The organism is Polynucleobacter aenigmaticus, assembly GCF_002206635.1.
Taxonomy (GTDB): Bacteria; Pseudomonadota; Gammaproteobacteria; order Burkholderiales; family Burkholderiaceae; genus Polynucleobacter; species Polynucleobacter aenigmaticus.
Genome location: NZ_NGUO01000008.1, coordinates 138,879 through 151,196, shown reverse-complemented (window position 1 = coordinate 151,196; position 12,318 = coordinate 138,879). Strand labels below are relative to the sequence as shown.

11 protein-coding genes are annotated in these 12,318 nt (G+C 42.7%); 9 read left to right on the top strand and 2 right to left on the bottom strand.

The features are described 5' to 3' along the window. Window positions 1-401: 401 nt before the first annotated feature. On the bottom strand, window positions 402-686 hold the full coding sequence (locus tag CBI30_RS05470) for a hypothetical protein (protein ID WP_206075571.1): 285 nt from the start codon (window positions 684-686) through the stop codon (window positions 402-404). A 236-nt stretch (window positions 687-922) separates the two neighbouring features. Between CBI30_RS05470 and CBI30_RS05465 the strand changes: the two genes are divergently transcribed. Continuing rightward, complete coding sequence (locus CBI30_RS05465; RefSeq protein ID WP_088527302.1) at window positions 923-1,225, top strand: hypothetical protein; 303 nt, start codon at window positions 923-925, stop codon at window positions 1,223-1,225. 200 nt (window positions 1,226-1,425) lie between these two features. Here the strand turns inward: CBI30_RS05465 and CBI30_RS05460 are convergent, their stop codons facing one another. Then, window positions 1,426-5,250: a response regulator gene (locus CBI30_RS05460; RefSeq protein ID WP_088527301.1), complete on the bottom strand. Its 3,825-nt coding sequence runs from the start codon at window positions 5,248-5,250 to the stop codon at window positions 1,426-1,428. A gap of 365 nt (window positions 5,251-5,615) precedes the next feature. Here CBI30_RS05460 and flhD point away from each other — a divergent pair, with 365 nt between their 5' ends. The 8 genes from flhD (at window position 5,616) to CBI30_RS05420 (ending at window position 12,298) form a co-directional block, all read left to right on the top strand. Next, entirely contained in the window at window positions 5,616-5,948 is a 333-nt protein-coding gene (gene flhD, locus CBI30_RS05455; RefSeq protein WP_240553507.1) for a flagellar transcriptional regulator FlhD, read from the top strand. A gap of 17 nt (window positions 5,949-5,965) precedes the next feature. Further along, entirely contained in the window at window positions 5,966-6,574 is a 609-nt protein-coding gene (gene flhC / locus CBI30_RS05450) for a flagellar transcriptional regulator FlhC (RefSeq protein ID WP_088527300.1), read from the top strand. A gap of 110 nt (window positions 6,575-6,684) precedes the next feature. Continuing rightward, window positions 6,685-7,359: a class I SAM-dependent methyltransferase gene (locus CBI30_RS05445; RefSeq protein ID WP_088527299.1), complete on the top strand. Its 675-nt coding sequence runs from the start codon at window positions 6,685-6,687 to the stop codon at window positions 7,357-7,359. A gap of 108 nt (window positions 7,360-7,467) precedes the next feature. Next, window positions 7,468-8,328 (top strand): flagellar motor stator protein MotA, encoded by an 861-nt coding sequence (gene motA, locus CBI30_RS05440; RefSeq protein WP_088527298.1) that lies wholly within the window; start codon window positions 7,468-7,470, stop codon window positions 8,326-8,328. A 29-nt stretch (window positions 8,329-8,357) separates the two neighbouring features. Next, window positions 8,358-9,302 (top strand): flagellar motor protein MotB, encoded by a 945-nt coding sequence (motB, locus tag CBI30_RS05435; protein WP_088527297.1) that lies wholly within the window; start codon window positions 8,358-8,360, stop codon window positions 9,300-9,302. Window positions 9,303-9,393: 91 nt separating this feature from the next. Beyond that, complete coding sequence (locus tag CBI30_RS05430; RefSeq protein ID WP_088527296.1) at window positions 9,394-9,759, top strand: response regulator; 366 nt, start codon at window positions 9,394-9,396, stop codon at window positions 9,757-9,759. Window positions 9,760-9,779: 20 nt separating this feature from the next. After that, window positions 9,780-11,795 carry a chemotaxis protein CheW gene (locus CBI30_RS05425; protein ID WP_088527295.1) on the top strand — a complete coding sequence of 672 codons (2,016 nt, stop codon included), beginning with the start codon at window positions 9,780-9,782 and terminating at the stop codon, window positions 11,793-11,795. Between the two features lie 29 nt (window positions 11,796-11,824). Then, on the top strand, window positions 11,825-12,298 hold the full coding sequence (locus CBI30_RS05420; protein ID WP_240553506.1) for a chemotaxis protein CheW: 474 nt from the start codon (window positions 11,825-11,827) through the stop codon (window positions 12,296-12,298). Window positions 12,299-12,318: the final 20 nt, after the last annotated feature.

Below are 12,318 nucleotides of genomic sequence, written 5' to 3'. Positions count from 1 at the left end.
TGACTAATTCATCTACCCGCTTGGCTTTTCTTCATTGGCATGAAGAAGCTCTGCAGCCTACGTTTGGCTTTTTCTTCATTCGCGATTAAGAGCTCTGCAGTCTCGTTTTTCTTTTTCTTCATTCGCAATTAAGAGCTCTGCAGCCCGTTTTTCTTTTTTTTCACTCTGGAATAGCAGCTCTTCATTGGCAATAACTAATTCATCTACCCGCTTGGCTTTTTCTTCATTGGCAATAAGTAATTCATCTACTCGCTTGGCTTTTTCTTCATTTGCATAAAGGAGCTCCGCAGCGCGTTTAGCTTTTTCTTCATTGGCAATAAGTAATTCATCTACCCGCTTGGCTTTTTCCTCATTGGCGATTAAGAGCTCTGCAGCACGTTTGGCTTTTTCTTCATTCGCGATTAAAGAGCTCTGCAGCTACGTTTGGCTTTTTCTTCATTCGCGATTAAGAGCTCTGCAGCACGTTTGGCTTTTTCTTCATTCGCGATTAAAAGCTCTGCAGCTCGTTTTTCTTTTTCATCACTCTGGAATAGCAGCTCTTCATTGGCATAAAGAAGCTCTGCAGCACGTTTGGCTTTTTCTTCATTCGCGATTAAAAGCTCTGCAGCTCGTTTTTCTTTTTCTTCGTTCTGGAACAGCAGCTCTTCATTGGCAATGGCTAATTCAGCAATGAGTTTTGAATACACATGACCTACTTTTAAAAATGGAGAAAATAATTACGCAACACTAATATTTGCATTCTTACAAAATTAAATTAGTACTAGGTTGTGATGACCATAACCTATCAATACCCTAGCCAAAATTAACGACATTGGATTTATCCCATTAATTTCTTACCTAAAATTACGCTTGAAGCGCATACAATAACTAAGTCAGTTGAATCCTAGGCATAGCTTAGCTACACTAAAAAAATGGAGTCCTTATGAAATTCTTATATCTTGCCACTTTCACATCCCTACTTGCCATCACTACAAATGCGCATTCAGCCGGACTGGATGGACGAGGTCAAAATCCCGGTAACAATAATTTACTAATCGTTCCCAATATCCCAACGCAGCCTCAAAATGGCACCATCGCCAACGGTCCAAATGGTTTAGTTACGACACAATCTGGAAGTATGACGTACTACTCTAACGGCCCAAGTTCGATAACTAATGGAAACAAAACCATCTACTCCAATGGCAAAAACTGCATTACGAATGGCTCAAAAACAACCTGCAACTAAATTAATATTAACAGAAAAAAATTTTCACCAACAACTCAGCAGTGAGAATAAATTAGTCATCGAGTGTCATCTCAGGCCATGCTAAAGGATTCTGAATTAGAAATAAAGAGTCTGATTAAGGCCTTATTCTTCATCTTAAAAATCTCACCCTTCATCCGAAGAGAGAATTTCCGTAATCAATATTGCATTAACTAGCTCGACTAAATAAAGCTATTCGCCAATACGCTACGGGTTTTCTGCAAAATGATTAAAAACTGCTCATAATTCACGGGGTAGACGTTATGAATTCGAAGGTCCCGCTCTAAGGCATCAATAATGTGACGAAGTTCAGTGGCCCCTAGCGTAGCTGCCGAAGCCTTTAAGCTATGTACCCGCTTTTGCGCTGCCACATAATCCCCGCGCTCAATCTCTTGAGAAAGTTCATGCGCGGTCTCTTGCGTATCCTCATAAAACATGCGCAGCAACTGCATAACCAAAGACTCATCGCCAACCATGGCTAAAGCATTTTTTACATCAAAACCAGGTAACTTAACTAAATTGACTGGAGTTAAGCCATGTGGAAAGGTGGGGTGGTCTAAAGGAGGGTTTGGTTTTGTTATGGCTGCAACTTGAGTGCTCCTCATCTCTTCGGGTAGATTCACCCAATTACTGAGCGTCTGTACTAAATCTTGGGGATTGACGCGCTTGGGTACAAAATCATTCATGCCGCTAGCCTTGCATTCAACACCTTCCTCCTCAGCAACGCCGGCACTCAGACCGATAATGGGTAGGTGAGTGAATTGCGCTTGTTGGCGGATGAGTTTGCACGCTTCCAGCCCACCCATCTGCGGCATTTGCACATCCATCAAGACTGCGCTATAAACATTTTTTGATAAAAGATCTAATGCTTCTATCCCATTATTGGCAAGATCTACCTTAGCACCGGAGAGCTCTAAAAATTCCTTGAGAGCCTCTCTTGCAAAATGGGAGTCATCTGCCAGTAAAATATAAAGGCCCATAAGACCACGTGGATTTTGTTTGACAGATACCGGTAAAGCTTCTTCCTGTATTTGCTCAATCGCAGCTCGTGAAAACAAATCCAAAGCCATGCGCGTACTCTCCAACTCAGCAGTAAACGCATCGTACGCAAAGCGATCAAAATGCCCTTGCTTTAAATTTCTATCAAATATTTCGGCTACCGTATGCAGTGACTCGGCACCCAAGATACCGGCGGAGCCGATTAGGCTATGTACCCGCTTTTGCGCTGCCACATAATCCCCGCGCTCAATCTCTTGAGAAAGTTCATGCGCGGTCTCTTGCGTATCCTCATAAAACATGCGCAGCAACTGCATAACCAAAGACTCATCGCCAACCATGGCTAAAGCATTTTTTACATCAAAACCAGGTAACTTAACTAAATTGACTGGAGTTAAGCCATGTGGAAAGGTGGGGTCTAATGGAGGGTTTGGTTTTATTATGGCTGCAACTTGAGCGCTCCTCATCTCTTCGGGTAGATTCACCCAATTACTGAGCGTCTGTACTAAATCTTGGGGATTGACTGGTTTAGGCAAAAAATCATTCATGCCACTTTGCAGGCAGGCATTGCGCTCTTCTTGGGTAACGCCCGCACTTAAGCCCACAATCGGCAAGGATTGATACTCAGGCTTCGTTCTGATTTGGGCGGTGGCTTCTAAGCCCCCCATCTGAGGCATTTGCACATCCATCAAGATGGCATCATAGGTATTTTTAGCTAAGAGACCTAAAGCCTCGATACCATTATTGGCAATATCTACACTGGCCCCAGAAAGTTTTAAGAACTCTGCCACCACTTGTTGGTTAATGCGGTTATCTTCTGCCACCAATATCTTGGTGCCAGCCAATGCCTTACCTTGCGCCTGCAAACTAATGCCTAGAGTTCCGGCTTGACGTGGACGTTGTTGCATTTGAATCTGCACTGGCTCATAAGCAACTACTGGCAAAGTAAGCTCAAAACTAAAGTGAGAACCTTTACCAGAAACACTCTCAATTACCAAGCGAGAGTCCATCAGCGCTAAGAGCTGACTACTAATGGTCAAGCCTAATCCAGTACCGCCAAAGCGGCGGGTAATCGAATTATCAGCCTGGCTAAATGGAATGAGTAGCCTCTCTAAGTCTTGGGGACTCATACCGATGCCCGTATCCTTAATCGCAAAACGAATGGTTGCCTGTGACTGACTTAACTCTACCAAAGCCACATCAACTGTTACTAAACCTACGGGGGTGAACTTCACGGCATTACCCAGCAAATTAATGAGTACCTGCTTAATCCGCAATGCATCGCCAATCAGGCCTGAAGGCAACTCTTCATCAACCGTTAAGCAATAGGCAATCGATTTATCCTGAGCGCTCGCAGAAAATAGGCCATAGACCTCTTGCAACATAGCGGACAGACTAAAGGGTTCAGAGTCAACTGAAAGCATGCACGCTTCAATCTTCGAGAAATCCAGCACATCATTCAGAATCCCCAATAAAGCCTTGGAAGAAGACTCTATCTTGTTGAGATAATCACCCACTTCTTTACTCACAGGATGATTTAAGGCTAGGGTTGATAAACCAATAATGCCATTCATGGGAGTGCGAATCTCATGACTCATCATGGCCAGGAAACGACTCTTGGCCAAGTTTGCCACTTCAGCGGCTTGCTGCACCTCCATCATGCTCAGTTGCGTTTGTTTCTGTGTAGTAATATCCACAAAAACCCAAGAGGTTAAGTTGGAATCATTGCCATAGAGTGAGCCCGCCACATTAAACCAAAGCAAATTTCCAGATTTAGTTTTTAGTTTGACTTCTGTTCGATACACGTTTCCTGATTGAATTACTGAGGCAGCCCCTAACTCAAAGTTGATAAATGCACCTTCATCGGGAAAAATGTGGGCACCTGTTGAGCCGATAATTTCATGGGATTCATAGCCAAGCAAGTGAATAAAATAATCATTCGCCCACTGATATACGCGGTTACGCATGCGAACCACGCCAATCAAATTGCTTTGCAAGATAGCGCTCTGCTCCTCTACTAATTCTAGTAACGCTAACTTAATTTTTTTCTGCTTAGTCACATCATGAATAAAACCATGCCATAAAGTGCTTCCGTCCTCCATTCTTTCGGGATTGGAGCGACCGGATAGCCAAAGGAGCCCTTTTTCAGGGTGATTGACCCTGAAATCCTCAGACCACTCACTAAGAGATTGGGCGGATTCTTGAATTGAGATATACATCCTCTCAATATCTTCCGGATGAATCATTCCATATACAGATGAAGCATCGAACTTCACCTGTTCAGGCGTTACGCCGTAGATATCTCTAATGCGTTCGCTTGCAAAAGGGAGACAAGAACTACCATCTGGAAACATCTGAAACTGATATGCCATGCCTGGGGCAAATTGCGTTACTTTATTGATTCGAGTCTGACTCTCGCCTAAGGCCCTCTGAAATAGTTTGCGTTCAGTAATATCAATAATGACGTGGGAGCGATAAAGGGGTTGACCATCGGTCCCGAAAACAACAGAGGTAAAGGCATTAATCCAGACAATACTGCCAAATTTACTGATGTAGCGCGTCTCAACCTCCATGCGGTTAATTTCACGAGAAAAGAGTTTATTACGCTCCTCTATATGCAGATCAATATCATCTGGGTACGTGACATCTTCATAACTCAGTTGCAAGAGCTCTTCTTCTGTATAACCGAGCATATTACATAGAAATGGACTCACCTCAATCCAGATACCATCAACATTGGTCCTACCGTATCCAACGCCAACACTTTCAAGAACAGTCTGGTAACTCAATGGCGGATGATCTCCCATTGCGGGATACTGAGTTAATGACTTAGACAAGAGTTCGCTAGATGCCTGCTTAGCAACGCACTCTTGAGCAAAATTAAAACCCTGAAAGTAGTTCCCAAAAAAACCTAAGCCCCCCAATGGAATTTTTAATTTTTCCTGCTTAAGGGGGGTATTTTCAGAATCAGCCTGATGTGAAACATTTGGATTAATAGGATCTTGTGGCATTGGCTTCTTGACGTGCGAAGTAAATATTAAAATTTACGTTCAATTTAAGTATTAATTTGCATGAATTTATAGGAATGGCAGCTTGGCCCATTACCTAAACAACACTACTTTAGATGCTTAATTTTAAAAAAGATATAAAAAAGACTAATGCGACATCAATTTAATGTTCTTATTCAACGATCTAAGCATCTTGCTAAATATTTGTAGGACAAATACTGACAAACTAAAGCCCATATGGCCAACAAAAAATATCGTGATCTTCTGACGAAAAATACAGCGTTCCACTCATTTAGAGGATCATCTAAAAGAATAAAACTGTCAGTACTGCGAAATTAAAGCGCACTTGATAAACGAAAGAGGCCAATATGAAAATGATCGACAAATCTCAAGAAGACACCATGATGGAAATTCGTGATGCCAACTTAAATTATTTGATGCTTGCACAACAAATGATTCGCGCAGATAAAGTCTCAGCCATCTATCGTCTTGGCCTTAACCAAGATATCGCCGACTTACTTGAAGGCCTAAGCAATTCACAGTTAATCAAACTATCCAGTGCAAATATGATGTTGACGCGCTTTAGATTTGATGACAAGGCTATTTTGGGAATGTTGACCAGCCACACCAAAGGATATGCTCAAGCATTAGCCCATAGCTCCATCCTGATGGCAGGACGTGCTGTTGAAGCAATCTGTTAATTTTTTTGGATCAAAACATGAAGGTCAAGAGCGTAGTAAATGAGGCGGAGCAACTTCAATTAGCTATTCAGCTAATTAAGCTAGGGGCTCGCCTTCAGTTGCTGGAATCACATACATCCCTATCCAGAGAGAAGTTAACCAAGCTATATAAGGAATTAAGAGGTATTTCACCGCCAAAGGGAATGCTTCCTTTTTCTACTGACTGGTTCTTAACGTGGCAGCCGAATATTCATTCTTCAATTTTTATGAATATTTATTTCTTCCTTAAAGAAAACGCAGGCGCCAAAGGTATTGATGCCCTCACCAAATCCTATCAACTATACCTAGAGCAATCTCACAGCTTAGATCTCACTGATGAGCAGCCGGCTGGCGATGAGCCGGTATTAAGTCTGATCCGAGCCTGGACTTTAGTTCGATTTGTAGAGCAAAAATTGTTAAAGATGGAATCATGTACTACTTGTAGCGGCAGCTTTGTGGTTGATACCTATGATTTGCATCAAAATTATCGCTGCAACCTCTGCCACATCCCATCACGCGCAGGAAAATATCAAAAATATAAAAAAATACCTGCCAAAGTGAATCTGGCTATACAGAATGCTGAGCAAGGACGGGGTGTGGGGATCTGATTGTGCCGCCTACTCAGAGCAAATGGAGGCGTATACCGCCGATTTTCGTGGCCTTATCTATACAGTTATTTGCCTATTGTATTTGCGCCATACTCCAAGAGCTTTATGAGATGCAAACCCATACTGAAGTACCAATATTTGCCATCTATATTTGCCAGGGTTTAGTAGCGGGAGCGCTCACAGCAATATTGGGAATGGCTTCTTGGTGGCGCTACATCCAAATCCTCTTTCCGCCAGTAATCTGCCTGCTGACTGGATGGGATATACCAAGTTTCTTATACCTAGTGGCCCTCCTAGTTAGTGTCAGCCTCTTCTGGAATACTTTTCACACCCAAGCTCCCTTTTACCCATCACAATCACGCACGTGGGATGCAGTTGCAAATCTGGTTTCTGCGCACAAGAAACTGAGGATCATGGAGATTGGCAGCGGCCTTGGTGACTTTTCCATGAGGATTGCACAGCTTAAACCACAATGCGAAGTTAACGGCATCGAAATAGCCCCTTTGCCGTGGTTAATTAGCACCCTTCGTAGCAAATTCAAAAGATCAAGCGCTAGATTTACATTGGGCAATTATCAAAAACTGAATTTTGGTAATTACGACCTCATATTTGCCTACCTATCGCCAGCAGCAATGCCTTCACTGTGGCAAAAAGCATCCCAAGAAATGGTCAATCAGTCACTACTCATTAGCCATGAGTTTCCCATTCCGAATATCACGCCATCAAGGGTTCTCAATCAGTCATTGACGACTACCGCTACGTACATTTATCAAATCAGCCATTAAAAAACGAGATAAATAAATAAAGAGAGCGTAATCAGCCTTTATTCCAAGGATTAAAAGCGGGCCTCCATTGATATTCTCTGAGTCACTTGAGTTAGAAGAGGAAAAGTAGTGTTCGTAATTATTGGCTATATCGTCGTATGTGCGAGCGTATTTGGTGGATTTGCCATGGCAGGCGGACATCTTGCCGCCCTCTTTCAGCCGCTTGAACTGCTCATGATCGGCGGCGCAGCGCTAGGAGCCTTTTTTGTCGGTAACGACATGAAGTCTATAAAAGCTACGGCTGCCGCTTTCCCGACATTATTCAAGGGCTCTAAATTCACTAAGAAATTGTATTTGGATTTGCTGGCAATGATGTTCGATATTCTCACCAAAATTCGCAAAGATGGAATGATGGCGATTGAGAAAGATGTCGAAGATCCTGAGCAAAGCACCATTTTCACAAAATATCCCAATTTATTACATGATCATCACCTGATCGACTTTATTTGTGACTACCTGCGCCTCATGCTTTCAGGAAATATGGATGCGTTTCAAATTGAAAACCTCATGGACAATGAAATTGAAACGCATCATAACGAAGGCCATGTGCCCGTCCATTGCATTGCACGATTAGGTGATGGGCTACCGGCCTTTGGAATTGTGGCTGCTGTGATGGGTGTTGTGCACACCATGGAATCAATTGGAATTCCACCCTCAGAGTTAGGGCTTTTAATTGCTCATGCATTAGTCGGCACCTTCCTGGGAATTTTATTAGCCTATGGATTTGTAGGTCCCTTATCGTCGCTGTGCGAACAAAAGCTGAATGAATCCACCAAAATATACCAAACAGTCAAAGTGGTCTTATTAGCTAGCCTAAACGGCTATGCACCCACGATCGCGATTGAATTTGGACGGAAGGTGCTTTACTCCACCGAGCGCCCAAGCTTTATCGAGCTTGAAGATCATATTAAGCAAAACAAGTCTAGGTAAGCCATCTGCATAGGCACTGAAATAGATCAATGGCAAAAGCAGACGAAAAACCCTCGATCGTTGTAAAAAAGATTAAGAAAGTGGCGGCTGGTCACCATGGTGGCGCTTGGAAAATCGCCTACGCTGACTTTGTGACGGCGATGATGGCTTTCTTTTTACTAATGTGGTTGCTTGGCTCTACAGCGCAAGGAGATCTTCAGGGTATTGCTGAATATTTCAAAACTCCACTAAAGGTTGCTCTAGCAGGTGGCACGGGCGCCGGATCAGCTGACAGCATATTAAATGGTGGAGGGAAAGACCTTACTAAAAAAGATGGTCAAGTTAATAAAAATTCAAATGTCTTAACCCAAAAAACCAACGTCAATATTAGTAAAGCTGAACAAGCAAAAGCTGAGCTTGAAGTATTAAAACAACTTAAAGCAAAAATACAAGCAGCAATTGATGCAGATCCTAAATTAAGTAAATTTAGAAACCAGCTATTACTAGATTTGACGCAAGATGGATTGAGAATTCAGATTGTCGACGAGAAAAATCGACCCATGTTTGATAAATCGAAGGCTGAATTGCAACCTTATGCACGCGATCTATTACGCTTGATTGGGAAAACTCTTAATGGCGTAAATAACAAAATTAGCCTATCCGGTCATACGGATCCACTGCCCTACCCTAATGGTGAAAAATCATATAGCAACTGGGAGTTATCGGCTGATAGGGCAAATGCCTCTCGCCGTGAATTAGTCTACGGCGGCATGGATGAAAAAAAGATCTTGCAAGTGCTGGGGGTTTCTTCGGCTATTCCATTAGACAAAAAGGATCCCTTAAATCCAGTGAATCGACGAATTTCCATCATCGTCATGAATAAGGGGGCTGAAGAACGCGTAGAAAGAGATGGCGCAGTCATCGAGGCCACCTCAGCCGAAGAGGTAGGCAAGGCGGCTAAAAGTGTTGATAGCAATCCAAGAAAGGAAAATTAAGACTAACTATGACCTCTATTCCATCAATTGATATCACGCTACCTGCGATATTTTCTATAGGTTCAAATCCATCCGTGTATACGAGTACTCAATGTCGAAAATAATACTAGTGGTAGACGATTCCAGCTCAATGCGGCAAATGGTTGCATTTACGCTCACATCCTCTGGGTACACAGTAATCCAAGCGTTAGATGGTCAGGATGCGCTTGAAAAAGCAAATGAGCAGCAAGTAGATTTGGTTTTAACAGATCAGAATATGCCAATCATGGATGGCCTCACCCTCATTCAAAATTTACGGGAATTGCCCTTGTATCAAAAGACCCCCATTCTCATGCTCACCACAGAATCAAGTGATGACATGAAGTTAAAGGGGAAGGCAGCAGGAGCAACTGGTTGGCTAATAAAGCCATTTGACCCCATCCGCCTGATTGAGGTGATTCAAAAAGTGATTAACTAACGCCTGAGATATAGACAGTTATGACTATCGACATGAGCCAGTTTTATCAAGCCTTTTATGAAGAGGCTGAGGATCTGCTCGCACAAGCAGAGCAACACCTCATATCACTCAATGTCGAAGATCCTGATATGGAGAATCTCAATGCCATTTTTAGGGCTGCGCATTCGATTAAGGGCGGCGCCACTACATTTGGATTTAATAATGTAACTGAACTCACCCATATCTTTGAAAATCTATTGGACAAAATACGCAACCATGAAATTACTGTCACGCAGCAGCATATTGACACCCTGCTTATGGCAAAAGATGTTATCCAGTCACAATTGAATGGCTATCGCTCAGGAGACTCCGTAGATCGTGATGCTGAAGCACAAATCAAGATGCAATTACAGGCCCTTACGAATATTGAGGAATCTGGATACAGCACAAATGCAAAGAGAGATGTGGGCGCTAAAATTATTGCGGACATCCGATACTTTCGACTTGAATTACCAACGATCAAAGATAATGACGTTCTCAATCTCCATGCCGAACTAGAATTATTAGGAAAAGTCAGTCATATCAAAATGAAAAACGGTATTACCGTATTTTCACTCGATACAAGCGATACACCTGAAAGTATTGTATCTATCTGCTCTTTTATTGTTGAGCCGGAAGATCTCATCCTTACTGAAACTACTCAAGAGTCAGATTCTAAATTAACAGCTGAGGGTGAGGAAGATGGTTTTGAATTATTTGTAGATACCACCGCCCCCATACCTCAAGCACACGTAATACCAGAAGTGGGAGTTTCATCTAATGATGTAAGCCCAGAAAAAAAATTGGATCCCAAGACCTTAGTTACTCAAGAGGCAGCTTCAATTCGTGTAGGCATCGAAAAGGTAGATCAACTCATTAATCTTATCGGCGAACTAGTCATCACCCAAGCAATGATTGAGCAAAAGGTAATGCAACTAGATCCCACAGAGAATGAAATACTTGCTCAAAGCATTGGCCAACTGAATCGCAATACGCGTGACCTACAAGAAGCTGTAATGTCCATTCGGATGATGCCGATGGAGTATGTATTTTCACGATTCCCCAGGCTAGTTCGTGATTTAGCTGGAAAGTTAAATAAGAAAATTGAACTTGCTACCGACGGTGCTAGTACGGAATTAGATAAAGGCCTCATTGAGCGCATTATCGATCCACTAACGCACCTCGTTAAAAATAGCATCGACCATGGCATTGAATTACCAGAGATTAGGAAATCACAAGGCAAGAATGAAACTGGTCGACTCACTCTTTCGGCATCCAATCGGGGCGGTAATATCGTCATCGAGGTAAGCGATGATGGTGCAGGATTAAACCGTGAGCGCATTTTGAGTAGGGCTTATCAAAATGGCATCCCCGTGTCCGATGATGCCTCAGATCAAGATGTATGGCAGTTGATTTTTGCGCCTGGATTCACAACCGCTGAGGCCATTACCGATGTATCGGGTCGCGGTGTTGGCATGGATGTAGTCAAGAGAAATGTTGCTGCACTTGGCGGTAGCATCCAAATTAAATCTTCTGCTGGGTATGGAACAACCATATCCATCTCAATGCCCTTAACGTTGGCCATTATGGATGGAATGTCCCTTTCATTAGGGGGGAATATCTTTATCGTTCCATTGGGTTTAATCATCGAAACCATGAAACCGCGAGCAGAAGATATTAATACCGTGGCTGGCGAGGGATTAATGATTCATGTGAGAGGCGAATATCTCCCAATAATCCCGTTGCACGCAATTTTTAATCATGCAACCCTAGTTAAAAATCCCGCTGATGGCGTTCTCGTCATTATTGAAGCGGAGGGCAATAAAGCAGCGCTATTTGTTGATGGTCTAGTAGGTCAACAGCAAGTTGTCATTAAGAGTCTTGAAACTAATTTTAAAAAAATTCAGGGCATATCTGGCGCAACCATTATGGGCGACGGCTCGGTAGCGTTAATTCTTGACGTACCAGCCATTCTCAAGATGGGTCAACACAATCAATTAGAAGGCGCCTTTCAATGAATCTGAACGGTGAATTAGAAAACAACAAGATGACCAACCCATCATTAGAATCCCAAGAATTTCTTACTTTTGTACTTGGTAGTGAAATATACGGCATCGATATTCTGAAGGTGCAGGAAATCCGTGGGTACGACTCTGTGACGAGTATTGCCAATACTCCAGAATTTATTAAAGGTGTTATCAACCTTCGGGGACATATAGTTCCGATCGTTGACTTGCGAATCAAGTTTCACCTTGAAAGAATCGCTTACGATGAATTTACCGTTGTGATCATCTTAAATATGAGTGATCGCATTGTTGGCATCGTTGTAGATGGGGTATCTGATGTATTGCATCTTGGTGTGAACGAAATTCGCCCTGTACCGGACATTGTTTCCGGCATCGATACCAGATACATCATAGGTCTAGCCAGTATCGAGGATAGGATGCTCATTCTTGTCGACATTGAGCAGCTAATGGATAGCCACGAAATGGCATTGTTCGAATCAGCGGCCGTCATTTAATCAATCGACCGCCATCATTT

Excerpts from the sequence above, each read along its gene's own strand:
- flhD (WP_240553507.1), top strand. The coding sequence starts at position 5,616 with ATGAAAATGATCGACAAATCTCAAGAAGACACCATGATGGAAATTCGT.
- motB (WP_088527297.1), top strand. The coding sequence starts at position 8,358 with ATGGCAAAAGCAGACGAAAAACCCTCGATCGTTGTAAAAAAGATTAAG.
- CBI30_RS05445 (WP_088527299.1), top strand. The coding sequence starts at position 6,685 with ATGCAAACCCATACTGAAGTACCAATATTTGCCATCTATATTTGCCAG.
- CBI30_RS05460 (WP_088527301.1), bottom strand. The coding sequence starts at position 5,250 with ATGCCACAAGATCCTATTAATCCAAATGTTTCACATCAGGCTGATTCT.
- CBI30_RS05465 (WP_088527302.1), top strand. The coding sequence starts at position 923 with ATGAAATTCTTATATCTTGCCACTTTCACATCCCTACTTGCCATCACT.
- CBI30_RS05430 (WP_088527296.1), top strand. The coding sequence starts at position 9,394 with ATGTCGAAAATAATACTAGTGGTAGACGATTCCAGCTCAATGCGGCAA.
- flhC (WP_088527300.1), top strand. The coding sequence starts at position 5,966 with ATGAAGGTCAAGAGCGTAGTAAATGAGGCGGAGCAACTTCAATTAGCT.
- CBI30_RS05425 (WP_088527295.1), top strand. The coding sequence starts at position 9,780 with ATGACTATCGACATGAGCCAGTTTTATCAAGCCTTTTATGAAGAGGCT.
- CBI30_RS05420 (WP_240553506.1), top strand. The coding sequence starts at position 11,825 with ATGACCAACCCATCATTAGAATCCCAAGAATTTCTTACTTTTGTACTT.